The following is a 22,623-nucleotide window of genomic DNA, read 5'->3' as shown; positions in this document are numbered from 1 at the left end:
AAACGCCCGGTTACATTCCGAACCCGGAAGCTAAGCCTCACAGCGCCGATGGTACTGCAGGGGGGACCCTGTGGGAGAGTAGGACGCCGCCGAACAATCTTTGGGAAAACCCCCGCATCGAAAGATGCGGGGGTTTTCTGCATTTAGGGGTTTCCACGGAGATTCCCCGAAGGGAAAGGCCGGCCCGGGTGGCTCAGAGCCGCCCGGCCGTCTTGAGCGCCAGATACGCGTCCGCCAGGGCCGGCGCCAGATCCTCCGGGATCGCGTCCACGACCGTCACTCCATGACGACGGAGCTGTTCGGCGGTGCGTTCGCGCTCGCTCCGTGCCTGAGCTGCCGCCGCGGCTTCGTAGACCGCCTCCACGTCGCCCCGAGCCTGCGCCATGCGCGCGATGTGCGGGTCCGCGACCGAGGCGACGAGCACGGTGTGGCGCTGAGTGAGCTGCGGCAGCACGGGCAGCAGGCCCTGTTCCACCGGTGCCGCGTCGAGCGTCGTGAACAGCACGATCAGAGAGCGGCGGGGTGCTGCCCGTAGTGCCGTGGCGGTGAGGCCGCGGGCGTCGGTCTCGAGGAGTTCCGGTTCGAGAGTGGCCATCGCGTTGACCAAGGACGGCAGCACGTCTCCTGCGGAGCGGCCCTGGACCAGGGCCCGTACCCGACGGTCGTAGGCCATGAGGTCCACACGGTCGCCGGCGCGGGAGGCGAGCGCCGCGAGGAGCAGGGCCGCGTCCAGGGAGGCGTCCAGCCGAGGGGTGTCGCCCACGCGGCCGGCCGAGGTCCGGCCGGTGTCCAGGATCAGGAGGATGTGCCGGTCGCGTTCCGGGCGCCAGGTGCGGACGGCGACGGTGGTCTGCCGGGCGGTGGCGCGCCAGTCGATCGAGCGGGTGTCGTCTCCGGGGACGTATTCGCGCAGGCTGTCGAACTCCGTGCCCTCTCCGCGGGTCAGCACGCTGGTGCGGCCGTCGAGTTCACGCAGTCGGGCGAGTTTGGACGGGAGGTGCTTGCGGCTGGTGAACGGGGGCAGGACGCGTACGGTCCAGGGGACCTTGTGGGTGCCTTGACGGGCGAACAGGCCGAGGGGTCCGTACGAGCGGATCGTGACGCGGTCGGCTTGGCGGTCGCCGCGGCGGGTGGGGCGGAGCCTGGTCGTCACGCGCCTGCGTTCGCCCGTGGGGACGGTCAGGCGGTGGCGTGAGGCCGTGACCTCGGTGCCGGGCTCCCAGCTGCTGGGCGGCCAGGCGTCCCTCAGCTGGGCCCTCAGGAGCCGACGGGACGGGTTGGTGAGGGTGAGCGTGACGTCGGCGGTCTCGCCCAGGCGGGCGGAGGTGTCGCCGGAGCGGCTCAGCTTGAGGCGGCGCACGGGCGCGGCGAGCGCGTAGTCGCAGGCGCAGGCCAGAGCCAGGGAGCCGTTGACCGCGAGGATGCCCGTCCAGCTCGGTTCCAGGATGCCGACGGGGATCGAACCGAGGGCCGCGAGCAGGGCGGCGCGTCCGGTGAGTGCCATCAGCGGGGGACCGGGACGTGGGTGAGGATGGCGTTGATGACGGAGTCGGCCGTCACGCCCTCCATCTCGGCTTCGGGCCGCAGCTGGACGCGGTGGCGCAGCGTGGGCAGGGCCAGGGCCTTCACGTCGTCGGGGATCACGTAGTCGCGGCCGGTCAGCCATGCCCAGGCGCGCGCGGTGGCGAGGAGGGCGGTGGCACCGCGCGGGGAGACGCCCAGAGTGAGGGAGGGCGACTCGCGGGTGGCGCGGCAGATGTCCACGACGTAGGCGGTGATCTCGGGGGACACGGTCGTCTTGGCGACGGAGGCGCGGGCGGCCTCCAGGTCGGCGGGGCCGGCGACGGGGCGGACGCCGGCGGCGTGCAGGTCGCGCGGGTTGAAGCCCGAGGCGTGGCGGGTGAGGACGTCGATCTCGTCCTGCCGGGAGGGCAGAGGGATCGTCAGTTTGAGGAGGAACCGGTCCAGTTGGGCCTCGGGGAGGGGATAGGTCCCCTCGTACTCGACCGGGTTCTGGGTCGCGGCGACCAGGAACGGCTCGGGGAGCGGGCGGGGCGTGCCGTCGACCGTGACCTGCCGTTCCTCCATGGCCTCCAGGAGGGAGGACTGGGTCTTCGGCGGGGTGCGGTTGATCTCGTCGGCGAGGAGGAGGTTGGTGAAGACCGGGCCCTCCTGGAAGGAGAACTCGGCGGTGCGGGTGTCGTAGACGAGGGATCCGGTGACGTCGCTCGGCATCAGGTCCGGGGTGAACTGGACGCGCTTGGTGTCGAGTTCGAGCGCGGATGCGAGCGCGCGGACGAGCAGTGTCTTGGCGACTCCGGGGACTCCTTCGAGGAGAACGTGTCCGCGGCACAGGAGAGCGACGACGAGGCCGGTCACGGCGGGGTCCTGGCCGACCACGGCTTTCGCGATCTCGGCGCGCAGGGCTTCCAGGGAGGCGCGGGCGGTGTCCGCGTCCCCGGTCCGCGCGGCGTTGTCAGTGGTCGGGTCCATCATGAACGGCGTACCTCTCTTTCGAGGGCGTCGAGTTGGTCGGTGAGGGCGATCAGGGCCGCGTCGTCGCCGGGCGGCGGTCCGAAGAGAAGGGGGTGCAGGGCCTGTCCGCCGACGGTGTCGGTGTGGGCGGACAGGGCGGGGAGCAGGGTCTCGGGCGTGTGCGCCTGGGCGACGGGGACGCCGACGAGGGGGGCGAGGCGCGTGCGGGTGGCGGCGCGAAGAGCGGTGGCGGCGCGGTCGCGTGCGTTGGCCTTGCGGTAGAGGCGGGCGCGGCCTTCGTCGGTCTCGGAGGCGCGGATCGCGACGGGGAGCCTCTCGGGCACGAGGGGGCCGAAGCGGCGTGCCCGCCAGAAGGCGGCGAGGGCTGCGGCGATGAAGAGCTGCAAGGTGCCCCAGAGCCAGCCCGAGGGGAGCAGGTCGAAGAAGCTCTTGTGGTCGCTCGTGGTGGCCGAGGTGTCGGAGAGCGAGGGGAAGTACCAGACCAGATGGGGGCGGGAGCCGAGGAGTTGGAGGGCGAGCGAGGCGTTGCCCTGCTTGTCGAGGCGGTCGTTGTGGAGGATGTCGGGCGCGCCGAGTACGACGGTGTCGCCGCCCCCGGAGGCCGCGGGGATGCGCAGCAGGGTGGCGAGGCGTTCGCTGGGGTAGCAGGAGTCGGCGTCGAGGTGGGTGGTGGTGTAGCGGATGCCACCGGTGTCGGCGCTGCCCGCGCGCCGGGCCTCGGGCAGGGTGCAGTCGGGGGCGAGTGTGGAATGGATGCTGTTGGCGGGGTCCGCGGTGACCCCGGGGGCGAGCCGTTCGACGGAGGGGCTGCCGGGGGCGACGAGGACGGTGCGTGCGCCGGAGGCGGCGGTCGCCTTCTGCAGCCGGGTCTGCTGACGGTCGGTCAGCAGGTCGGGTTCGGCGACCAGGAGGGTCGTGTCGGGGCCGGTGGCGGCGCGGGCCGCGCCGAGCGTGGTGACCACGCGCGTGGACACGCCCCGGTCGGCGAGGAGTTGGGCGACGGCGCGGCTGCCGTAGGGGTCGGGGGAGCGCGGGTCCAGCTCGCCGTGGCGGACGGTGGAGCGTACGGCGGCCATGGCGACGGCCGCCGCCAGGATCAGGACGACGGCGAGTGTGATGCCGCGCGCGCGGGTCCAGAGCCGGCGGACGCCGGGTGCGGTGGAGGTCGTCGTCGACAGCGTGGCCTCGGTGGTCACTCGGCGGCCCCCTGGCGGCTGCTGTGGGCGGTGCTGGTGGCGCTGTCGACGAGGGTGGGCCTGGTGCGTTCGAGGTCGCGGTCGAGTTCGGCCATGCGGTGGTACGCCTGCTCGGTGGCCCTGCGTCCGCCGTATGTCACGTCGTCGAACTCGCGGGCCGCTGCGCGCAGCCGGTCCGTGTGCGCGGGGAGGCTGCGGCCGGCCTCGGCGGCCGCTTCGTCGGCGGTGCGGCCGGGGCGGGTGTCCAGCAGGGCCCGCTCCTCCAGGGAGCGGACGATGGCGCGCATGCGTTCCTGGACGGCCTGGTTCCAGTGGCCCTGGGCCGCGTGTGCCTCGCTGGTGGCGCGGTGCTCGGCTGCGCTGCGGGGGCGGTCGTCGAACAGGACGGCGGTGGAGGCGGGCCGGCGGCGCGGGGTGCCGAGGCGCCACCACAGGGCGGCCAGGACGGCGATGACGAACAGGACGACGACGAACAGGCCGACGGGGCCGCCGGGGGTCGCCGAGGCGGCCGAGCTGAACAGCCGGTCCAGCCAGTTCCAGAGCGCGTTCAGGGCGCGCTGGATCAGGCCGGGGTCGTTCTCGTGGTACATCCGCTTGGACAGCTCGCGCCGGGCTGCCTCCCGCGCGGGATCGCGCGGGAGGGTCACCGGCGGCTGGTCTCCCGAACCGCCGGCTGTCCCCGCGAGCGTCTCCGCCGCGCGCAGCAGCCCCCGTACGAGCGTGGTGGCGGCGGGTGAGGCCGCCGCCGTGACAACTCCCCCCGTGATGCTCACCGCATCAGCTCCCCGGGACGGGGCCGGGGGCAGAGGCAGGGGCGTTGGCGCCGTAGCCCTGGACGCCGGCGGCGCGGGCCAGTTCGAGGTCGAGGGCCTCGCGGCGGATGCGCAGGTCGACGTAGAGGAGCACGGTGACGCCCGCGTTGATCGGGAGGGTGACCGTGGCGCCGATCACCGAGCCGATCCCGCTGATTATCAGGTAGGTCCAGCTGATGTGCCCGCCGCCGGCGCCGAACATGCTGGTCAGGCCGCCGTCACTCAGGGCTGCGCCGACCAGGGCGAAGGGGATCACGACGAGCGACGAGACGATGTCGGCGATGAGCCCGGCGAGCAGCTGGATGCCGAAGACACGCCACCAGGAGCCGCGCACCAGCTTCGCGGAGCGGCCCATCGACTTCACGATGCTCTGCCGTTCCAGCATCAGAGCGGGCGAGGCCAGGCAGAAGCGGACCATCAGCCAGGTCAGGACGACGGCCGCCCCGATGATGCCCAGGGCGAGCAGCGCGATGCCGGCGTTGTCGCTGCCCGAGACGAGCAGGAGGATGCCGGGCAGGGTGCCGGCGAGCATCACGCCGACACCGATGAGACCGAGCAGGAGGAGCAGGCCGAACAGCTTGGGGATCTGCGGGCGGGCGTCGCGCCAGGCCTCGCGGGCGCTGACCGGCTTGCCGAGGACGGCGCGGCTGGTGACGGTCGTCAGCAGGGCGGTCGCGATGATCGTGCCGACGATGGCGATCGTGACGACGATGCCGGAGCCTATGAAGGCCTCGCCCATGGTGCGGAACAGGTGGTCGGGGGTGGTGCTCGGGTCGGTGAGGGACTCCTGGGCGACGGTGTCGTTCAGGACGAGGCCCTGGAGGAGGACCGAAGCGAGCTGCACGAGCAGGGCGACCGTCAGCGAGATACCGAGGACCGTGCGCCAGTGGGTGCGCATGGTGGAGACGGCGCCGTCGAGGATCTCGCCGACGCCGAGCGGGCGCAGCGGGATCACGCCGGGCTTGGCCGCGGGCGGGGGACCACCCCAGCCGCCGCCCCAGGCTCCGTAACCGCCGGGGGCGCCGTAACCGCCGGGAGGGCCGCCGTAGCCGCCCCCGTACCCGCCCGGACCGTACCCGCTCGGACCGTGACCGCCGGGCTGCTGACCGCCCCAGCCGGGACCGGGAGGTGGGGGCGGAGGGGTCTGGCCCGGGCCGGGGACGCCGGTGGGCGCGGACCACTGCGCGGCCGGCGGCTGCTCCTTGGACCACTTCACGCCTGGGCCCTGCGGGTCGGCGCCCGGCTGCGGCGCGGATTCGGCGGGGCCGGGGCGGTCGACGGGCTCGGCGGGGCCGGGCGCGCCGGGTTCCCGCCCCTCGGACGACGGGGCGGATCCGGGCGAGGCCCAGCCCGGAGTGTCTGTCATCGAAGCTCCTTCTCGGTGCCCGTCCGCGGTCGCGGCGGCAGGTTGGCAGCCATCGTGCCATGGGGTGGTCATCTTGGGATCTGCCGCGGTAGGGGCTGGGCGTCTTCAATGGTCCGCCCCATCCGGGGCAGACTGACCGCATGGCTGATCAGCAGGCGCGAACCGGTGAGGGCAAGCGGCCGACCGAGATACCGGCGATCCGATGGGAGGAACCACCCGAAGGTCCCGTACTGGTCCTTCTCGATCAGACGAGGCTTCCGATCGAAGAGGTCGAGCTGGTGTGCACGGACGCACCGGCGTTGGTGGAGGCGATCCGTGCGCTGGCGGTGCGTGGGGCGCCGCTGCTCGGGATCGCCGGGGCGTACGGCGTCGCGCTCGCCGCCGCGCGCGGCTTCGACGTGGCGGAGGCGGCACGGGCGCTCGAGGAGGCCCGGCCCACCGCGGTGAACCTGTCCGTCGGCGTGCGGCGGGCCCAGGCGGCGCACGAGGCCGCGTGGGCCGGGACCGGCGATCCCACGGTGGCGGCCGAGGCGGCGCTGGCTGCGGCCCGGGCGCTGCACCGGGAGGACGCGGAGGCCAGCGCGCGGATGGCGGCCCACGGGGTGGCGCTGCTGGACGAGTTGCTGCCCGGCGGTGGGCACCGGATCCTCACCCATTGCAACAGCGGGTCGCTGGTGTCGGGTGGGGAGGGCACGGCCTTCGCGGTGGCCCTCGCGGCTCACCGGGAGGGGCGGCTGCGGCGGCTGTGGGTGGACGAGACGCGTCCGTTGCTGCAAGGAGCTCGTCTGACGGCGTACGAGGCGGCTCGCACCGGCATGGCGTACACCTTGCTCACCGACAACGCGGCGGGTTCCCTGTTCGCGGCGGGCGAGGTGGACGCGGTGCTGATCGGGGCGGACCGGATCGCGGCCGACGGTTCGGTGGCGAACAAGGTGGGGAGCTACCCGCTCGCGGTGCTCGCCCGGTACCACCATGTGCCCTTCATCGTGGTGGCGCCGGTGACGACGGTCGACCCGAACACCCCCGACGGGGCGTCCATCGAGGTGGAGCAGCGTCCCGGCTTCGAGGTGACAGAGGTGATGGCACCTCAGGTGCCGGTGACGGGAGCGGGGGGCGGGATTCCGGTGGCGCCCCTGGGGACGCAGGCGTACAACCCGGCGTTCGACGTGACACCGCCCGAGCTGGTGACGGCGATCATCACGGAGGAAGGAGTCGTCTCCCCCGTGACCGCCGAGGCCCTTGCGCAGCTGTGTGCCGGGGCGCGTCGGTGACGGCGGGCTGAGACGGGTACGGCCCCTTCGTCCGCGGCGCTGCGTGGACGGAGGGGCGCGTGAGGCGCGCTGTCGGCCGGCCACCCCGCAGCCGTACCGCTCCCGGTCCGCGGGACACGTGCGTCACGTGACGGCCGGGGCGACTTTCGCACGAAAGTAGTGGCCTTCGAGCCGTCGGACGAGTCCGGGGGCAGACAGTGACGGCCCCATACGACTATCGTCACCGGCCAGTGACCTCGCTCACCTGCACCTCTGTCGTCGTTACGAGAATGGGATGATGTCGTTTATGAAGGGACGAGTCCTTGTCGTCGACGACGACACCGCACTGGCCGAGATGCTCGGGATCGTGCTGCGTGGTGAAGGTTTTGAGCCGTCTTTCGTAGCCGACGGCGACAAGGCGCTGGCCGCTTTCCGGGAGACCAAGCCCGACCTGGTGCTGCTGGACCTGATGCTGCCCGGGCGGGACGGCATCGAGGTGTGCCGGCTGATCCGGGCGGAGTCCGGGGTGCCGATCGTGATGCTCACGGCCAAGAGCGACACCGTCGACGTGGTCGTGGGCCTGGAGTCGGGCGCCGACGACTACATCGTCAAGCCGTTCAAGCCGAAGGAGCTGGTGGCCCGGATCCGGGCGCGGCTGCGACGGTCGGAGGAGCCGGCACCGGAGCAGCTGACCATCGGTGACCTGGTCATCGATGTGGCCGGGCACTCCGTGAAGCGGGACGGGCAGTCGATCGCGCTGACCCCGCTGGAGTTCGACCTGCTGGTCGCGCTCGCGCGCAAGCCGTGGCAGGTGTTCACGCGTGAGGTGCTGCTCGAGCAGGTGTGGGGCTACCGGCACGCCGCCGACACGCGGCTGGTGAACGTCCACGTCCAGCGGCTGCGCTCCAAGGTCGAGAAGGACCCGGAGCGGCCGGAGATCGTGGTGACCGTCCGTGGCGTCGGTTACAAGGCCGGGCCGAGCTGACATGTCCGGGGACAGTGCCGCTTCGGCTCCCGGCGGGTCCGGGGCCCGTCCGGGGCGGCCTGTCGGCCGGACGGCGGCGGGTGCGCGTTTCAGGCGTCTCTTCGAGGGCGGCCTGCTGCAGGGTGGTGTCCAGGGAAGTCCGGTTGTCCGGCTGTTCCTGCGCTGGGTGCGTCGGCCGCTGCTTCCGGTGATGCGGTTGTGGCGGCGCAACATCCAGCTCAGGGTCGTCGCCACGACGCTGGTGATGTCGCTGGGGGTCGTCCTGCTGCTCGGCTTCGTCGTGATCGGGCAGGTGCGCAACGGCCTGCTGGACGCGAAGGTGAAGGCCTCGCAGAGTCAGGCCACGGGCGGGTTCGCGGTGGCCAAGCAGCGGGCCGACGAGGCGGTCGGCGGGACCGGCACCGGCACAGGGCCGGGCACGGCCGACGGTGCGTCCACCGCGGACGGGCGGCAGTCGCAGAACGTGATCCAGTGGATGAGCGACCTCGTGGAGTCGCTGTCCAGCGGTGGTGCGGGCGCCTTCGACGTGGTGACGCTGCCCGTCGGTGACGACAGCGGCGGCGGACGCAGCCCGCGTGGTTCCGGGAACGTCGACCCGACGTCCAGCGTGCCCGCCGACCTGCGCGAGCGGGTCAACAGCGGTACGACGGCCGCGCAGAGTTACACGCGGATCGTCTACTACAACGGCAAGGAGTCCCAGCCGGCGCTGGTCATCGGCAAGCAGGTCAACGACCCCAACGGGCGCTCGTACGAGTTGTACTACCTCTTCCCGCTCACGCAGGAGGAGAAGTCGCTGAGCCTGGTCAAGGGCACTCTGGCGACCGCCGGGCTGTTCGTCGTCGTCCTGCTCGGCGCCATCGCCTGGCTGGTGGTGCGGCAGGTCGTCACGCCGGTGCGGATGGCGGCCGGGATCGCGGAGCGGCTGTCGGCCGGGCGGCTGCAGGAGCGGATGAAGGTCACCGGCGAGGATGACATCGCGCGGCTCGGCGAGGCCTTCAACAAGATGGCCCAGAACCTTCAGCAGAAGATCAACCAGCTGGAGGACCTGTCACGGATGCAGCGCCGGTTCGTGTCGGACGTCTCGCACGAACTGCGCACCCCGCTGACGACGGTGCGCATGGCCGCCGACGTCATCCACGAGGCGCGTGAGGACTTCGACCCGGTCACCGCGCGGTCGGCCGAGCTGCTCGCCGACCAGCTGGACCGGTTCGAGTCGCTGCTGGCGGACCTGCTGGAGATCAGCCGCTTCGATGCCGGCGCGGCGGCGCTGGAGGCCGAGCCGATCGATCTCAGGGAGGTCGTCCGGCGCGTGGTGAGCGGTGCCGAGCCGCTCGCCGAGCGCAAGGGCACGCACATACGCGTGGTCGGCGACCAGCAGCCCGTCGTCGCCGAGGCGGACGCCCGCCGGGTGGAGCGCGTCCTGCGCAACCTGGTCGTCAACGCCGTCGAGCACGGCGACGGCAAGGACGTCGTCGTCAAGCTCGCCGCCGCGGGCGGCGCGGTCGCCGTCGCGGTGCGCGACTACGGCGTGGGACTCAAGCCGGGTGAGGCGACCCGTGTGTTCAGCCGCTTCTGGCGGGCCGACCCGGCACGCGCGCGTACCACGGGTGGTACGGGACTGGGGCTGTCGATCGCCCTGGAGGACGCGCGGCTGCACGGCGGCTGGCTGCAGGCCTGGGGCGAGCCGGGCGGCGGCTCCCAGTTCCGGCTGACGCTGCCCAGGACCGCCGACGAGCCGCTGCGGGGATCGCCGATACCGCTGGAACCCAAGGACTCGCGCCGCAACCGCGGCCTCGACGACGCCGGACTGCCCCGTGGGGGCGAGGAGAAGCGGGCGACCGTGCCGGTGCAGCAGGGCGGTGCCCAGGGGCCCGGACTGCCGCCGCGCTCCCCGATCGCTCCGCGGCTGGCCGCTCTGACGGCCGCCGTCGACCCGACCGCCCTGCCCGGCCATGGCAACGGCGCGCGCGTGGTGCCCCGGCCCGCCGGTGGTGCGCGGCGTCCGGACGACGGATCGGCCGCGGGTCCGGCACCCGATGCGAGCAGAGTCCGGCCGGAGGAGGCCGGGCCGCAGGACCCGACCGAGCCAGGGGAGGAATTTCGTGGGCGCTGACCGCGAGGGGGGCGCCCGGCGGCGGCCGGTGCGTGCGGTGGGCTACGCGGCCCTGGGGGTCGTTCTGCTGACCGGGTGTGCCTCGATGCCCGACAGCGGGGATCTGCGGAACGTGGAGTCCACTCCGCGGCAGGACACGGGTGTGCGGGTGTTCGCCATGCCGCCGGCCGACGGAGCCGGCCCGGGCGAGATCATGCAGGGCTTCCTGGAGGCGCTGACCAGCGACGACCCGCAGTACGACACGGCCCGCAAGTATCTGACGGCCGACGCGGCGAGCGCCTGGCGGCCGGAGCGGTCGACGACGGTCCTCGCGAACGGGGTGAGTATCGGGCCGGACTGCCGGGCGGGTGGTCCCGAGGCGACCGACAGCGTCACCTGTGTCCTGGCGGGCAGCCGGGTCGCGTCCGTGGACGCGCAGCAGGCGTATCAGCCCGCCGGTGGTTCCTACCGCGGGAAGGTGCACCTCACGCGGGACGCCAAGAACGGGCAGTGGCGCATCGACCGCCTGCCCGACGGCGTCGTCATGGGCAAGTCGGACTTCCAGCGCAACTACACGTCGGTCGACAAGTACTACTTCGCGTCCAACATGGCGGTCGGGGCGACCGGGCAGCCGGTGGCGGTCGCCGATCCGGTGTTCGTGCGCAGCAAGGTCGACCCGATGACGCAGGTGGTCCGCTCGCTGCTGAGCGGACCCAGCAGCTGGCTCGGCGTGGTGGCCAGGTCCGATTTCCCGACCGGAACGGCCCTGCAGAAGGACGTCGCCGGGCTGGCCCCGGACGACCAGAACAAGCTGACGGTGCCGCTGAACCTGAAGGCGTCGCAGGTCGCGGCGAGCAAGTGCAGCGAGATGGCCACGCAGATGCTGTTCACGCTGCGCAACCTGGCGCCGACGCTCGAGTCCGTCGAGCTGCAGGGGGTCGGCGGGCACCGGCTGTGCGATCTGACCGAGGAGGGCGCCGAGTCCGCGGCGTGGCACGGTACGTCCAAGCGCCCGGAGTACCTGTACTTCCTCGACGGCAAGCACCGTCTGGTGCGGATCCCGACCGGCTCCACCGGCACCGGCGCGCTTCAGGTGCCGGGGCCGCTGGGTGAGGGCGACAAGGGACTGCAGTCGGTGGCGGTGTCGCGGGACGAGCACAGCGCGGCCGGCGTCGGCGACGAGGGCAGGTCGCTGTACGTGACCTCGCTGGCGTCGGGCGGCTCGCTCGGGGACCCGCTCGTGACCAGCCAGGGCGCGACCCCGGCCGAGCGGCTGACGACACCGAGCTGGGACGCCCGCGGCGACCTGTGGGTGGCCGACCGCGATCCGCACCGTCCGAAGCTGTACGTCCTGGAGCAGGGCGTCGCCAAGCCGGAGGAGGTCGCCGTCCCGGACCTGTCCGGTCAGATCAAGGACGCGCGCGTGTCCGCGGACGGCGTGCGGATCGCGCTGGTCGTGGAGAAGAAGGACGGCAAGCAGTCCCTGCTGATCGGGCGGGTCCAGCATGACGACGGCACCGGGCAGGGCATCTCGGTGGACGGACTGCGGTCGGCGGCACCCGACCTGGAGCAGGTCAGCGCCATCTCCTGGGCCGGGGACAGCAGGCTGCTCACCGTCGGCCAGGAGCAGGGCGGCGTGCAGCAGATGAGGTACGTCCAGGTCGACGGCTCCACGCTGGACGGTCCGGCGCCCGGGGCGCTGCCCGGCGTGAAGGCGATCGCCGCGTCGGAGGACGAGCGGGTGCCGCTGGTGGCCTACTCGGACGACGGGATCGTGCGGCTGCCGTCCGGGGCGCAGTGGCAGAAGGTCGACAAGGACGGCACGGCGCCGGTCTATCCGGGCTGAGCGCCTGCCGGCGCCGGCCCCGGTGCGGGGCTCCTCGGGATCCCGCGCCGGGCGTGCGCACGCCTGTCACCCGTGTGGGTGGACGGCGGGTGCCGGAAGTCCCCGCTTGTCCACAGGGCGTTGTCCACAGGGGTGGCCGCTCGTCCTCGGCATCGGCACAGTGGACGTCATGCGGGGGTGGTGGCAGGACCTCACCGACCTGGTGCTGCCGGCCGAGTGCGCGGGCTGCGGGGCACCTCGTACGGCGCTGTGCCCGCGGTGCCGGGCCGTGCTGGACGGAACCGCGCCGCGGCGGGTGCGGCCGGTTCCGGAGCCGGCCGGGCTGCCGGGGGTCCATGCGGCGGCGCCGTACGCGGAGCAGGTGCGGTCCGTCCTGCTCGCGCACAAGGAGCGCGGCGCGCTGATGCTCGCGGGAGTGCTCGGAACGGCTCTGGCGCGGGCCGTGCGGGCAGCACTGGGCGGCAGCGCGGCGGGCGCCTGCACCGGGGCCGGTACCAGGGGCGGACAGGGCGGTCTCGGTACCGGTGACGGGCGGGGTGGTGCCGGTGGTGGGCCGGTTGCGGGCCGGGCCAGCGGGGCGGTGCTGCTCGTCCCCGTGCCCTCCGCCCGGTGGGCCGTGCGGGCACGGGGGCACGATCCGGTGCGGCGGATGGCGCTCGCGGCGGCCGGGGAGCTACGGCGCACCGGCACGCCCGCCCGGGTGGCGGCCGTGCTGCGCCAGCGGCGGCGCGTGGCGGACCAGGCCGGGCTGGACGCACGGCGGCGTCTTGCCAACCTCGCGGGTGCGCTCGAGGTGACGGCCGGCGCCGCTCGGCTGCTCGATACGGGCCGCATCGTCCTCGTGGACGACCTGATCACGACAGGTGCCACGCTCGCGGAGGCGGCCAGGGCCCTGCGCGAGGCGGCCGGAGCACACCGGGAGAGGTGTGACGGGACGGGAAATGCGGTGAGAACAGTCGTGTACGGGGCCGTAACTCGGGAAGGTAGGGGGGAACGAGGGATCGGGGCACGGCCGGAGAGGGGGAAGTGGGTGCACGGTGCATCGGAAAAGGCGGCGGTGAACGCCCCCGGGAGGGTGCTGCACGCGGCCGTGGTCGCCGCTCCCAGGGATTCTTTCGAAATAAACAGGAACTGACCGTCGACCTGCATCGTTGCAGGTGGCGAGAGCATCAATTCACCTGAACGGAGGTACGCCGCAGTAGAGGGTGACGACATCCGTCCGGGCGAGATATGTTCGGTTGTGAGGAAAGGCGCAGGCCACACCTCTCATATCCGAATGCCGTGCCGCGGGTTTTCGCAATCACCCGTGCGGCGGGGTGGAGATCGCGCCCACGGGGGAGGAGGAGGTGTAAGTCACCGAGTCCGAGGTCCGGTGCTCACCGGACCTGGTGCAAAAGGGAGATGCTCCGCCGAAGCAGCGGAGCGATCCGGGAACGGAGTTCTGCGTGGACATCGTCGTCAAAGGCCGCAAGACCGAGGTGCCCGAGCGGTTCCGCAAGCACGTGGCCGAGAAGCTGAATCTCGAAAAGATCCAGAAGCTCGATGCCAAGGTGATCAGCCTCGACGTCGAGGTGTCCAAGGAGCCCAACCCCCGACAGGCCGACCGCTGTGACCGAGTGGAGATCACGCTCCGCTCCCGCGGTCCGGTGATCCGGGCGGAGGCAGCGGCCAGCGATCCGTACGCGGCGCTCGACATGGCGGCGGAAAAGCTGGGTGCCCGGCTGCGCAAGCAGCACGACAAGCGTTTCTCGCGCCGCGGCGCGCGGCGGATCTCGGCGGCCGAGGTCCCCGACCACGTCCCGGGCGCGGCGACGCTCAACGGGAACGGCCTGCCCGTCCACGAGGAAGAGACCGACGGTGTGCCGACGAAGAAGATCGGCTCCCTGGAGGTCAAGGGTGAGGGCCCCCTCATCGTCCGCGAGAAGACCCACGTCGCCTCTCCGATGAGCCTCGACCAGGCTCTCTACGAGATGGAACTGGTCGGCCACGACTTCTACTTGTTCGTCGACGTCGAGACGAAGGAACCGAGCGTCGTCTACCGGCGACACGCCTACGACTACGGCGTGATCCACCTCAGCACGGACCCGATGGTCGCCGAGGCGCAGCCCCCCGCGGCGGGTGGCACGCTGGGCGGCTGATCCACCGGGATGAAGCCGAGTCGGTGCCCCTGGAGCGTGTGTGCGCCCCCAGGGGCACCGGTGTGCGACCACTTCGCGCCTCGCACGTCACCTCGGCGCCGCCCGGGCATGAAATCATGGTCGGACCGGCCCAACCGGTGGGCCGCTGCCTTGGGTTGGCGATGGCACAGGACCACAGGCCACAGCCTTCAGGGGGAGGAACGATGGCGGACACCTTCGGACCGATGCGGGACGAGGATGCCGACGACGGTGTCATCGGCATGGGACAGGACGCGGGCTCGGCGCGCAAGGAGCCGATCAGAGTCCTGGTCGTGGACGACCACGCCCTCTTCCGGCGCGGCCTGGAGATCGTGCTCGCCGCCGAGGAGGACATCCAGGTCGTCGGCGAGGCGGGTGACGGCGCCGAGGCCGTCGACAAGGCCGCCGACCTGCTCCCCGACATCGTGCTGATGGACGTCCGCATGCCCAAGCGCGGCGGGATCGAGGCCTGCACCTCCATCAAGGAGGTCGCCCCCAGCGCGAAGATCATCATGCTGACGATCAGCGACGAGGAGGCCGACCTCTACGAAGCCATCAAGGCGGGTGCGACCGGATACCTCCTGAAGGAGATCTCCACGGACGAGGTGGCCACCGCCATCCGTGCCGTGGCCGACGGACAGTCGCAGATCAGCCCGTCCATGGCGTCGAAGCTGCTCACCGAGTTCAAGTCGATGATCCAGCGCACCGACGAGCGCCGGCTGGTGCCCGCGCCACGACTGACGGACCGGGAGCTGGAGGTCCTCAAGCTCGTCGCCACCGGGATGAACAACCGGGACATCGCCAAGGAGCTGTTCATCTCGGAGAACACCGTGAAGAACCACGTCCGCAACATCCTGGAGAAGCTGCAGCTGCACTCCAGGATGGAGGCCGTGGTCTACGCGATGCGGGAGAAGATCCTCGAGATCCGCTAGCCCAGGGCGAGGGCGAGCTCCCGCGTCAGCGCCTCGCGCAGGCCCGGCGCGTCCACGCGCTCCACGCGGACGTCCGTGCAGTTCACCCAGCCCGCCGCCTCGACGAGGGCCTGGGCGACCGCCGGGACCGCCTTGGGGCCGTCCAGGGTGACCTGCTTGGCGACCAGCGTGCGGCCCTCGCGGGCCGGGTCGACCCGCCCGACCAGCCGGCCGCCGGCGAGCACCGGCATCGCGAAGTAGCCGTACACCCGCTTCGGCCTGGGCACGTAGGCCTCCAGGCGGTGGGTGAATCCGAATATCCGCTCCGTGCGGGCCCGCTCCCAGATCAGCGAGTCGAACGGCGACAACAGGGTGGTGCGGTGACGGCCGCGCGGCGGCGTCGCCAGCGCCGCCGGGTCCGCCCAGGCGGGCTTGCCCCAGCCCTCGACCTCGACCGGCAGCAGACCCGAGTCGGCGATCACCGCGTCGACCTGCTCGCCCTTGAGGCGGTGATAGTCGGCGATGTCCGCGCGCGTGCCCACGCCGAGGGACTCTCCGGCCAGCCGGACCAGGCGGCGCAGGCACTCGGCGTCGTCCAGCTCGTCGTGCAGCAGCGCGTCCGGGATCGCGCGCTCGGCGAGGTCGTACACCCGCTTCCAGCCGCGCCGCTCCACACACACCACCTCGCCGTACATCAGCGCGCGCTCCACGGCGACCTTGGTGCCCGACCAGTCCCACCACTCGCTGGTCTTCTTCGCCCCGCCCAGCTCCGTGGAGGTCAGCGGGCCCTCGGCCCGCAGCTGCTTGATCACCTGGTCGTAGGTGCCCTCGGGGAGTTCGTGGTTCCAGTGCGGGCGGTCACGGTAGGCACGGCGGCGGAAGGCGAAGTGCGGCCACTCCTCCACGGGCAGGATGCACGCCGCGTGGGACCAGTACTCGAAGGCGTGCGTGTCCTTCCAGTAGGCCGCCTCGACGGTCCTGCGGTCGACGGCGCCCAGGCGGGCGTACGGCACCAGCTCGTGGGAGCGGGCGAGCACCGAGATCGTGTCGAGCTGGACCGCGCCGAGGTGGCGCAGCACCCCGCGGACACCGGCCCGCCGGTCGGGCGCGCCGAGGAATCCCTGGGCCCGCAGGGCGATACGGCGGGCGTCGTCCGCGGTGAGCGTGGTGGTCGGGCGCGGAAGGGTCGTCATGTGTCGGACGATAGAGGCTGCCACTGACAGTCCCGGCTGAGCTGCTGCTTCACCGGGCCCGCGCGGGCAGGTACGGCGCCGTGGACGGCAGGCCCAGGTCCGAGGGGAGCAGGGAGCCGACCCAGCAGTCCCGTCGTACTCCCTTGTTGTTGATGGCCGAGCGCAGGGTGCCCTCGATGGTGAAGCCCGCTCGTTCGGCCACCGCGCGGGAGGCGGCGTTGCCGACCTCGGCGCGCCACTCGACGCGGTCGACACCGACCGTGGTGAAGATCCACCGGCAGGCGGTGAGCGTCGCCTCGGTGACATAGCCCCGGCCGCGGTGTCCCACGGCCGCCCAGTAGCCGACCTCGGCCGTGCCCAGGGAGCGCATGGTGAGGCCGAGCATGCCGGCCAGGTCCCCGCCGGTGAGGAAGACGCCGAAGGTGAACATCGAAGCCTGCGCCCAGCCGTCGGGCACGAGCTGCTCCGTGAAGCTCAGGGCGTGCTCCGGCAGATAGGGGGAGGGGATGGTGGTCCAGCGCTGGATGTCGGGGTCCTGGACGGCCTCGTACACCGCGTCGCTGTCGTCCGGACCGACGGTGCGCAGCACGAGACGGTCCGTGGTGAGGGTGACGGGTTCCATCGCCCGATTGTGCTGGGCCACCCGCGCGTGGACCGTCCTTTTCGCTGTGTGTGAGCGGGTGAGCACATTTCGCGCAATTCCTCGACCGGATGCGGCACTATCCGTGTGCCCCGGCCGTTGTCCAGGGTGAAGCAGCCGTCGGGCCGCCAGGCCTCCCGGCGCAGCCGGGTCCTCGCATACGATGGCCGTTGCTCAGTACGTCAGAAGGAAAACCGACCGTCCCAGGCCCGACCGGCAAGGAGACCAGCCCCCGTGTCCGTCCTCTCGAAGATCATGCGTGCAGGCGAAGGCAAGATCCTGCGCAAGCTGCACCGCATCGCGGACCAGGTCAACTCCATCGAAGAGGACTTCGTGAACCTCTCCGACGCCGAGCTGCGGGCGCTCACCGAGGAGTACAAGCAGCGGTACGCCGATGGTGAGAGCCTGGACGACCTGCTCCCCGAGGCATTCGCCACCGTCCGCGAGGCCGCCAAGCGCGTCCTCGGCCAGCGTCACTACGACGTGCAGCTGATGGGCGGTGCCGCGCTCCACCTCGGCTACGTGGCCGAGATGAAGACCGGTGAGGGCAAGACCCTCGTCGGCACCCTGCCCGCGTACCTGAACGCCCTCTCCGGAGACGGCGTCCACCTCATCACGGTCAACGACTACCTGGCCGAGCGCGACTCCGAGATGATGGGCCGGGTCCACAAGTTCCTGGGCCTCGAGGTCGGCTGCATCCTCGCGAACATGACGCCGGCCCAGCGCCGCGAGCAGTACGCGTGCGACATCACCTACGGCACGAACAACGAGTTCGGCTTCGACTACCTGCGCGACAACATGGCGTGGTCGAAGGACGAGCTGGTGCAGCGCGGCCACAACTTCGCCATCGTCGACGAGGTCGACTCCATCCTGGTCGACGAGGCCCGTACGCCGCTGATCATCTCCGGCCCGGCCGATCAGGCCACCAAGTGGTACGGCGACTTCGCCAAGCTGGTCCTGCGCCTCAAGAGGGGCGAGGCGGGCAACCCGCTCAAGGGTCTCGAGGAGACCGGCGACTACGACGTCGACGAGAAGAAGCGCACGGTCGCCATCCACGAGTCCGGCGTCAGCAAGGTCGAGGACTGGCTGGGCATCGACAACCTCTACGAGTCGGTGAACACCCCGCTCGTGGGCTACCTGAACAACGCCATCAAGGCCAAGGAGCTCTTCAAGCGCGACAAGGACTACGTCGTCATCGACGGCGAAGTCATGATCGTCGACGAGCACACCGGCCGTATCCTCGCCGGCCGCCGCTACAACGAGGGCATGCACCAGGCGATCGAGGCGAAGGAAGGGGTGGACATCAAGGACGAGAACCAGACGCTCGCCACGATCACCCTGCAGAACTTCTTCCGCCTCTACTCGAAGCTCTCCGGCATGACCGGTACGGCGATGACCGAGGCCGCCGAGTTCCACCAGATCTACAAGCTCGGCGTGGTTCCGATCCCGACGAACAAGCCGATGATCCGCAAGGACCAGTCGGACCTGATCTACCGCACCGAGGTCGCCAAGTTCGAGGCGGTCGTCGACGACATCGCGGAGAAGCACGAGAAGGGCCAGCCGATCCTCGTCGGCACGACCTCCGTCGAGAAGTCGGAGTACCTGTCGCAGCAGCTCTCCAAGCGCGGCATCCAGCACGAGGTGCTGAACGCCAAGCACCACGAGCGCGAGGCGTCGATCGTCGCGCAGGCCGGTCGCAGGGGCGCGGTCACGGTGGCCACCAACATGGCCGGCCGTGGTACCGACATCAAGCTCGGCGGCAACCCCGAGGACCTCGCCGAGGCGGAGCTGCGTCAGCGTGGCCTCGACCCGGAGGAGCACATCGAGGAGTGGGCTCAGGCCCTGCCCGCCGCGCTGGAGAAGGCCGAGCAGGCCGTGAAGGCCGAGAAGGAAGAGGTCGAGGAGCTCGGCGGCCTCTACGTCCTCGGGACCGAGCGGCACGAGTCGCGGCGCATCGACAACCAGCTGCGCGGTCGTTCCGGCCGTCAGGGCGACCCGGGCGAGTCCCGCTTCTACCTGTCGCTGGGCGACGACCTGATGCGGCTGTTCAAGGCCCAGATGGTCGAGCGCGTGATGTCGATGGCCAACGTGCCGGACGACGTGCCGATCGAGAACAAGATGGTCACGCGCGCGATCGCGTCCGCGCAGTCGCAGGTCGAGCAGCAGAACTTCGAGACCCGTAAGAACGTTCTGAAGTACGACGAGGTGCTCAACCGGCAGCGCGAGGTCATCTACGGCGAGCGCCGGCGTGTCCTGGAGGGCGAGGACCTGCACGAGCAGGTGCAGCACTTCATGGACGACACGATCGACGCGTACGTCGCCGCGGAGACCGCCGAGGGCTTCCCCGAGGACTGGGACCTGGACCGGCTGTGGGGCGCGTTCAAGCAGCTCTACCCGGTGAAGGTCACCATCGAGGAGCTGGAGGAGGCCGCCGGTGACCGCGCCGGTCTGACGGCCGAGTTCATCTCCGAGTCCATCAAGGAGGACATCCACGAGCAGTACGAGTCCCGTGAGGCGCAGCTCGGCTCCGAGATCATGCGTGAGCTGGAGCGCCGGGTCGTGCTCTCGGTCCTCGACCGCAAGTGGCGTGAGCACCTCTACGAGATGGACTACCTCCAGGAGGGCATCGGCCTGCGCGCGATGGCGCAGAAGGACCCGCTGGTCGAGTACCAGCGCGAGGGCTTCGACATGTTCACCGCGATGATGGAGGGCATCAAGGAGGAGTCCGTCGGCTACCTGTTCAACCTGGAGGTCCAGGTCGAGCAGCAGGTCGAGGAGGTCCCGGTCGAGGCCGCGGAGCCGGTCGGCGAGGGTGTCCAGGACACGGTTCCGGCGCAGGCCGGTGCGCGTCCGGAGATCCGGGCGAAGGGACTGGACGTCCCGCAGCGGCGGGATCTGCACTTCTCCGCGCCCACCGTGGACGGTGAGGGCGGCATCCTGGAGCGCGACCTCGAGGACGACGAGCCGGTGCGGTCCGAGGCCGACGGACTGACGCGGGCGGAGCGGCGTCGGCAGGCCAAGGGCGGGCGGCGTCGCAAGAAGTGACCTGCGGTGATTGACCGTTGAGTGGGGCCGGGTTCCTTCGGGAGCCCGGCCCTGCTGCATCTCCCGTTACGCGGTCTCCACCGCTGTGCAGCGCCAGCGGAGGTCCGCGCCTCGTTCCAGGCGGAAGGCCAGGGCCCGGAGCTGGTCTCCTGCGGCGATGCGGGCGAAGGCCTCGACGGCGCCCGTGGCGGCGACGTAGTAGCCGATGTCCCGGACGACCGGGCGGGGGCCGCGGGTGCGCAGCGGGACCCGGGCGGCGAGGCGGACCAGGTCGTCGTAGGCGCGGCCGGCGGTGTGGCGGAGCATCCAGTGGACGGGGCGTTGGCCGCTCAGGACGGCCAGCAGGCGGTCGGCGAAGAGATCGGTGGGGCGTGGCCGACGGGGCTGCCCTGGGGCCGTCCGGGGCGTCGCACGGTCCGTCTGCGGGGGCGTGACGGGCGCTTCGGGGGCCGGGGTGGGGCCGGTCGGCTGGGGGCCGGCCGTGGTGCGCCTGGCCGGGATGCGGGGCGGGGCGCCGCCGGGGCGGCGGGTGTCGTGGCGGGTCGGCGGGCGGTGGCGCGGGCGGGGCTGGGCGGTGCGGCTCAGGCCCTGCGGCGCGGTGCGGCTCATGACCTTGTTCATGGGATCCCCGTTCGACGGGCCCGGGATACCGGGCGGTAACTAGCTGGTGGGGATCTTGTACGGGGCGGGCGAGGGCGTGGCAAGGACGGCGGGGCGCGTCGGGAGGAGCCCGGAAGTTCACCTATCCGGGGGGTGGTTGAGGGTGGAGAGCCCGGGGTTGAGCGGTGGTGGCGGGTGAATCCGTGGCCTGTAGTGGACGCCGTTCCGGGCCCGGGCAGGAACTCGAAAGGGGACGGGCGCACGTATCCTGAAGGCCCTCCGGGAGACGCGCCAGCCGCTCTCCCCGGGTCCGAGCGGAGCTTTTGAGCAGGAAAGAGCGGCCAGAATGCGCGTCTACGTCCCCCTGACCCTCCCCGGTCTCGCCGAGGCACACAGGACGGGTGAGCTGGGGAGCGGCCCCTTCGTGGCGTACGCCGTCACGCCCGCGTTGCGCGAGTGGTACGTCTCCGACGACATCGAGGAGCTGGAGTACGCGGCGCTCGGCCGGGCGGCGCTGGCCTCGCTGCGGCTGCTCGCGGCGGACCCCGGTGCGGCACGGCGCCGGGTCGTGGTGGCCGTCGACGTGCCGGACGGGGCCGCGAGCTCCGAGCCGGCCGCGCCCGGCGAGGTCGGCGTGACGATCACGGTTCCGCTCGCGAAGGCGGCGGCGGTGCACGTCGACGCCGACGACGCGGAGCGGGACGTGGCCGCGGCGGCGCAGGCGCTGGAGGCGGCGGACGGCGGGGACGACGATGCGCAGGCGTTGGTGGACGGCGCGGACGACCATGAGCTGCTCTGGTACGCCACGCAGGAGATCCCCAACCTGGTCGGGCCGGCCTGAGCCCCTGCTGACCTGGTCTCACGTGGTCCGCCGGCCGGGCTGTCAGTGGGGGCGGGTACCGTCTTGGACATGGGGATGCAGGTAAGCGCGCACATCGTCTGGGACTGGAACGGCACGCTGTTCCACGACAATGACGCGATCATCGGGGCGACGAACGCGGCCTTCGCCGAGCTGGGGCTCGCGCCGATCACGCTGGAGCAGTACCGGAGGCTGTACTGCGTGCCGGTGCCGAAGTTCTACGAGCGGCTGCTGGGCCGGCTGCCGACCGATGCCGAGTGGGAGCTGATGGACGGGGTGTTCCATCGGCACTACGCCGACCACCGGGTGCGGTGCGGGCTGACCGAGGGGGCGGCGGAGCTGCTCGCGGGGTGGCGGTCGGCGGGGCGCAGCCAGTCGCTGCTGAGCATGTACGGGCACGAGGAGCTGGTGCCGCTCGTGCGGGGCTTCGGCATCGAGACGCACTTCATACGGGTCGACGGGCGGACGGGGCCGTCCGGGGGGAGCAAGGCCGAGCACATGGTGCGGCATCTCCAGGCGCTGGGGGCGGCCGTGTCGCCCTCGCGGACCGTGGTGATCGGGGACGCGGCGGACGATGCGGTCGCCGCCGGGAGTGTGGGGGCGCGGGCCGTCCTGTACACCGGGGGGTCGCACAGCCGGGCCAGCCTCGAGGGTGCGGGTGTGCCGGTGGTGGACACGCTGGCCGAGGCCGTGGTCGAGGCGGAGCGTCTGGTGGCCTGAGGGGCCCGGCTGCGCGGGCCGCGCCGTGAGCGTGCCCGGTGCTGCGGGCGGCCGGGAGGTGCTCTCCCCGGTCCGCAGTGGCATGGGCGGTTTGGCCCGATACGCCACCCGCCCCCACCCGGCCCCTGTGCAGAACGTCAAAGTTCCCACCCCTCTTTTGTACACATACGGCTCATGACGTGTGCGGGGTGAGGAGCGATAGCCTTGTGGCGTGATCAGCGCGATAGTTCGCGGGGGCGCTCCTGCTCCTGCCCTGCGCCCGGGTTGCACGGAACACCTCCGTGACCGGGCGGCGGTCGCTGGTCTTCGCGGGCGGGACGGGGGCGCCGATGCCCCCTGGACGCCGAGGACGACCCGGATCGGGGCGCCGACGAGAGCGGCGTCACATGCGACGGGCGTGCCGAGAATGGCCGAATTCCCCCCGCTCATCTCACCTCGCGGCATAGCGTCGGAACG

At 71.8% G+C, this 22,623-nt stretch carries 18 protein-coding genes and 1 rRNA gene; 11 read left to right on the top strand and 8 right to left on the bottom strand.

The features are described from left to right. Nucleotides 1–95: ribosomal RNA gene (gene rrf / locus ACIHEJ_RS17685) — 5S ribosomal RNA — on the top strand; the annotation flags it as partial. Nucleotides 96–193: 98 nt separating this feature from the next. Here the strand turns inward: rrf and ACIHEJ_RS17680 are convergent. Genes ACIHEJ_RS17680 through ACIHEJ_RS17660 form a run of 5 tightly spaced genes read right to left on the bottom strand, consistent with a single transcriptional unit; the run spans nucleotide 194 to nucleotide 5,870 of the window. Continuing rightward, the gene (locus ACIHEJ_RS17680) at nucleotides 194–1,504 is read right to left on the bottom strand and encodes a DUF58 domain-containing protein (protein ID WP_400136095.1); all 1,311 of its coding nucleotides are present in this window, start codon (nucleotides 1,502–1,504) and stop codon (nucleotides 194–196) included. Next, on the bottom strand, nucleotides 1,504–2,493 hold the full coding sequence (locus tag ACIHEJ_RS17675) for an AAA family ATPase (protein ID WP_400136092.1): 990 nt from the start codon (nucleotides 2,491–2,493) through the stop codon (nucleotides 1,504–1,506). The genes ACIHEJ_RS17680 and ACIHEJ_RS17675 overlap by 1 nt, the downstream gene beginning before the upstream one ends. Then, nucleotides 2,493–3,692: a DUF4350 domain-containing protein gene (locus tag ACIHEJ_RS17670; RefSeq protein ID WP_400136089.1), complete on the bottom strand. Its 1,200-nt coding sequence runs from the start codon at nucleotides 3,690–3,692 to the stop codon at nucleotides 2,493–2,495. The genes ACIHEJ_RS17675 and ACIHEJ_RS17670 overlap by 1 nt, the downstream gene beginning before the upstream one ends. Beyond that, nucleotides 3,689–4,465: a DUF4129 domain-containing protein gene (locus tag ACIHEJ_RS17665; protein ID WP_400136087.1), complete on the bottom strand. Its 777-nt coding sequence runs from the start codon at nucleotides 4,463–4,465 to the stop codon at nucleotides 3,689–3,691. The genes ACIHEJ_RS17670 and ACIHEJ_RS17665 overlap by 4 nt, the downstream gene beginning before the upstream one ends. Nucleotides 4,466–4,469: 4 nt before the next feature. Continuing rightward, complete coding sequence (locus ACIHEJ_RS17660; protein WP_400136085.1) at nucleotides 4,470–5,870, bottom strand: hypothetical protein; 1,401 nt, start codon at nucleotides 5,868–5,870, stop codon at nucleotides 4,470–4,472. 140 nt (nucleotides 5,871–6,010) lie between these two features. Between ACIHEJ_RS17660 and mtnA the strand changes: the two genes are divergently transcribed. The 7 genes from mtnA to ACIHEJ_RS17625 all read left to right on the top strand — a co-directional run bounded on the left by mtnA (nucleotide 6,011) and on the right by ACIHEJ_RS17625 (nucleotide 15,131). Then, a complete protein-coding gene (gene mtnA / locus ACIHEJ_RS17655) occupies nucleotides 6,011–7,141 on the top strand; it encodes an S-methyl-5-thioribose-1-phosphate isomerase (protein ID WP_400136082.1) in 1,131 nt (376 codons plus the stop codon). A gap of 274 nt (nucleotides 7,142–7,415) precedes the next feature. Further along, nucleotides 7,416–8,105 (top strand): two-component system response regulator MtrA, encoded by a 690-nt coding sequence (gene mtrA, locus ACIHEJ_RS17650; protein ID WP_191870552.1) that lies wholly within the window; start codon nucleotides 7,416–7,418, stop codon nucleotides 8,103–8,105. Nucleotide 8,106: 1 nt separating this feature from the next. Beyond that, the gene (mtrB, locus tag ACIHEJ_RS17645; RefSeq protein WP_400136079.1) at nucleotides 8,107–10,218 is read left to right on the top strand and encodes an MtrAB system histidine kinase MtrB; all 2,112 of its coding nucleotides are present in this window, start codon (nucleotides 8,107–8,109) and stop codon (nucleotides 10,216–10,218) included. Then, complete coding sequence (locus tag ACIHEJ_RS17640; RefSeq protein ID WP_400136076.1) at nucleotides 10,208–12,043, top strand: LpqB family beta-propeller domain-containing protein; 1,836 nt, start codon at nucleotides 10,208–10,210, stop codon at nucleotides 12,041–12,043. Before mtrB ends, ACIHEJ_RS17640 begins: the two co-directional genes overlap by 11 nt. A 169-nt stretch (nucleotides 12,044–12,212) precedes the next feature. Then, nucleotides 12,213–13,178, top strand: a complete 966-nt coding sequence (locus tag ACIHEJ_RS17635) for a ComF family protein (RefSeq protein ID WP_400136074.1) — start codon at nucleotides 12,213–12,215, stop codon at nucleotides 13,176–13,178. A gap of 310 nt (nucleotides 13,179–13,488) precedes the next feature. After that, nucleotides 13,489–14,181, top strand: a complete 693-nt coding sequence (gene hpf, locus ACIHEJ_RS17630) for a ribosome hibernation-promoting factor, HPF/YfiA family (RefSeq protein WP_400136071.1) — start codon at nucleotides 13,489–13,491, stop codon at nucleotides 14,179–14,181. Between the two features lie 203 nt (nucleotides 14,182–14,384). Beyond that, nucleotides 14,385–15,131 carry a response regulator gene (locus tag ACIHEJ_RS17625; RefSeq protein ID WP_400136068.1) on the top strand — a complete coding sequence of 249 codons (747 nt, stop codon included), beginning with the start codon at nucleotides 14,385–14,387 and terminating at the stop codon, nucleotides 15,129–15,131. Here the strand turns inward: ACIHEJ_RS17625 and ACIHEJ_RS17620 are convergent. Beyond that, a complete protein-coding gene (locus ACIHEJ_RS17620) occupies nucleotides 15,128–16,303 on the bottom strand; it encodes a winged helix-turn-helix domain-containing protein (protein WP_400136065.1) in 1,176 nt (391 codons plus the stop codon). The two genes, ACIHEJ_RS17625 and ACIHEJ_RS17620, sit on opposite strands and share 4 nt — an antisense overlap. A 49-nt stretch (nucleotides 16,304–16,352) precedes the next feature. After that, nucleotides 16,353–16,925 (bottom strand): GNAT family N-acetyltransferase, encoded by a 573-nt coding sequence (locus ACIHEJ_RS17615; RefSeq protein WP_400136063.1) that lies wholly within the window; start codon nucleotides 16,923–16,925, stop codon nucleotides 16,353–16,355. A gap of 252 nt (nucleotides 16,926–17,177) precedes the next feature. On the opposite strand from ACIHEJ_RS17615, the gene secA reads away from it, so the two are divergent. Next, nucleotides 17,178–19,988, top strand: coding sequence for a preprotein translocase subunit SecA (gene secA / locus ACIHEJ_RS17610; RefSeq protein WP_400136060.1), 2,811 nt, complete (start codon nucleotides 17,178–17,180; stop codon nucleotides 19,986–19,988). A gap of 66 nt (nucleotides 19,989–20,054) precedes the next feature. Here the strand turns inward: secA and ACIHEJ_RS17605 are convergent, their stop codons facing one another. Then, on the bottom strand, nucleotides 20,055–20,609 hold the full coding sequence (locus ACIHEJ_RS17605; RefSeq protein WP_400136057.1) for an Rv3235 family protein: 555 nt from the start codon (nucleotides 20,607–20,609) through the stop codon (nucleotides 20,055–20,057). Between the two features lie 325 nt (nucleotides 20,610–20,934). On the opposite strand from ACIHEJ_RS17605, the gene ACIHEJ_RS17600 reads away from it, so the two are divergent. Both ACIHEJ_RS17600 and ACIHEJ_RS17595 read left to right on the top strand, forming a co-directional pair. Continuing rightward, nucleotides 20,935–21,429 (top strand): DUF6912 family protein, encoded by a 495-nt coding sequence (locus ACIHEJ_RS17600; protein ID WP_400136054.1) that lies wholly within the window; start codon nucleotides 20,935–20,937, stop codon nucleotides 21,427–21,429. Nucleotides 21,430–21,498: 69 nt separating this feature from the next. Then, nucleotides 21,499–22,167, top strand: coding sequence for an HAD family hydrolase (locus tag ACIHEJ_RS17595; RefSeq protein ID WP_400136051.1), 669 nt, complete (start codon nucleotides 21,499–21,501; stop codon nucleotides 22,165–22,167). Nucleotides 22,168–22,623 lie beyond the last annotated feature (456 nt).

This window comes from Streptomyces sp. NPDC052301 (assembly GCF_044593395.1).
Taxonomy (GTDB): Bacteria; Actinomycetota; Actinomycetes; order Streptomycetales; family Streptomycetaceae; genus Streptomyces.
Note: the sequence above shows the minus strand (reverse complement) of the source record. Positions and strands in the feature narration are given on the sequence as shown.

Excerpts from the sequence above, each read along its gene's own strand:
- ACIHEJ_RS17680 (WP_400136095.1), bottom strand. The coding sequence starts at position 1,504 with ATGGCACTCACCGGACGCGCCGCCCTGCTCGCGGCCCTCGGTTCGATC.
- ACIHEJ_RS17675 (WP_400136092.1), bottom strand. The coding sequence starts at position 2,493 with ATGGACCCGACCACTGACAACGCCGCGCGGACCGGGGACGCGGACACC.
- ACIHEJ_RS17660 (WP_400136085.1), bottom strand. The coding sequence starts at position 5,870 with ATGACAGACACTCCGGGCTGGGCCTCGCCCGGATCCGCCCCGTCGTCC.
- mtnA (WP_400136082.1), top strand. The coding sequence starts at position 6,011 with ATGGCTGATCAGCAGGCGCGAACCGGTGAGGGCAAGCGGCCGACCGAG.
- mtrA (WP_191870552.1), top strand. The coding sequence starts at position 7,416 with ATGATGTCGTTTATGAAGGGACGAGTCCTTGTCGTCGACGACGACACC.
- mtrB (WP_400136079.1), top strand. The coding sequence starts at position 8,107 with ATGTCCGGGGACAGTGCCGCTTCGGCTCCCGGCGGGTCCGGGGCCCGT.
- ACIHEJ_RS17635 (WP_400136074.1), top strand. The coding sequence starts at position 12,213 with ATGCGGGGGTGGTGGCAGGACCTCACCGACCTGGTGCTGCCGGCCGAG.
- ACIHEJ_RS17625 (WP_400136068.1), top strand. The coding sequence starts at position 14,385 with ATGGCGGACACCTTCGGACCGATGCGGGACGAGGATGCCGACGACGGT.
- ACIHEJ_RS17620 (WP_400136065.1), bottom strand. The coding sequence starts at position 16,303 with ATGACGACCCTTCCGCGCCCGACCACCACGCTCACCGCGGACGACGCC.
- ACIHEJ_RS17615 (WP_400136063.1), bottom strand. The coding sequence starts at position 16,925 with ATGGAACCCGTCACCCTCACCACGGACCGTCTCGTGCTGCGCACCGTC.
- ACIHEJ_RS17605 (WP_400136057.1), bottom strand. The coding sequence starts at position 20,609 with ATGAACAAGGTCATGAGCCGCACCGCGCCGCAGGGCCTGAGCCGCACC.
- ACIHEJ_RS17600 (WP_400136054.1), top strand. The coding sequence starts at position 20,935 with ATGCGCGTCTACGTCCCCCTGACCCTCCCCGGTCTCGCCGAGGCACAC.
- ACIHEJ_RS17595 (WP_400136051.1), top strand. The coding sequence starts at position 21,499 with ATGGGGATGCAGGTAAGCGCGCACATCGTCTGGGACTGGAACGGCACG.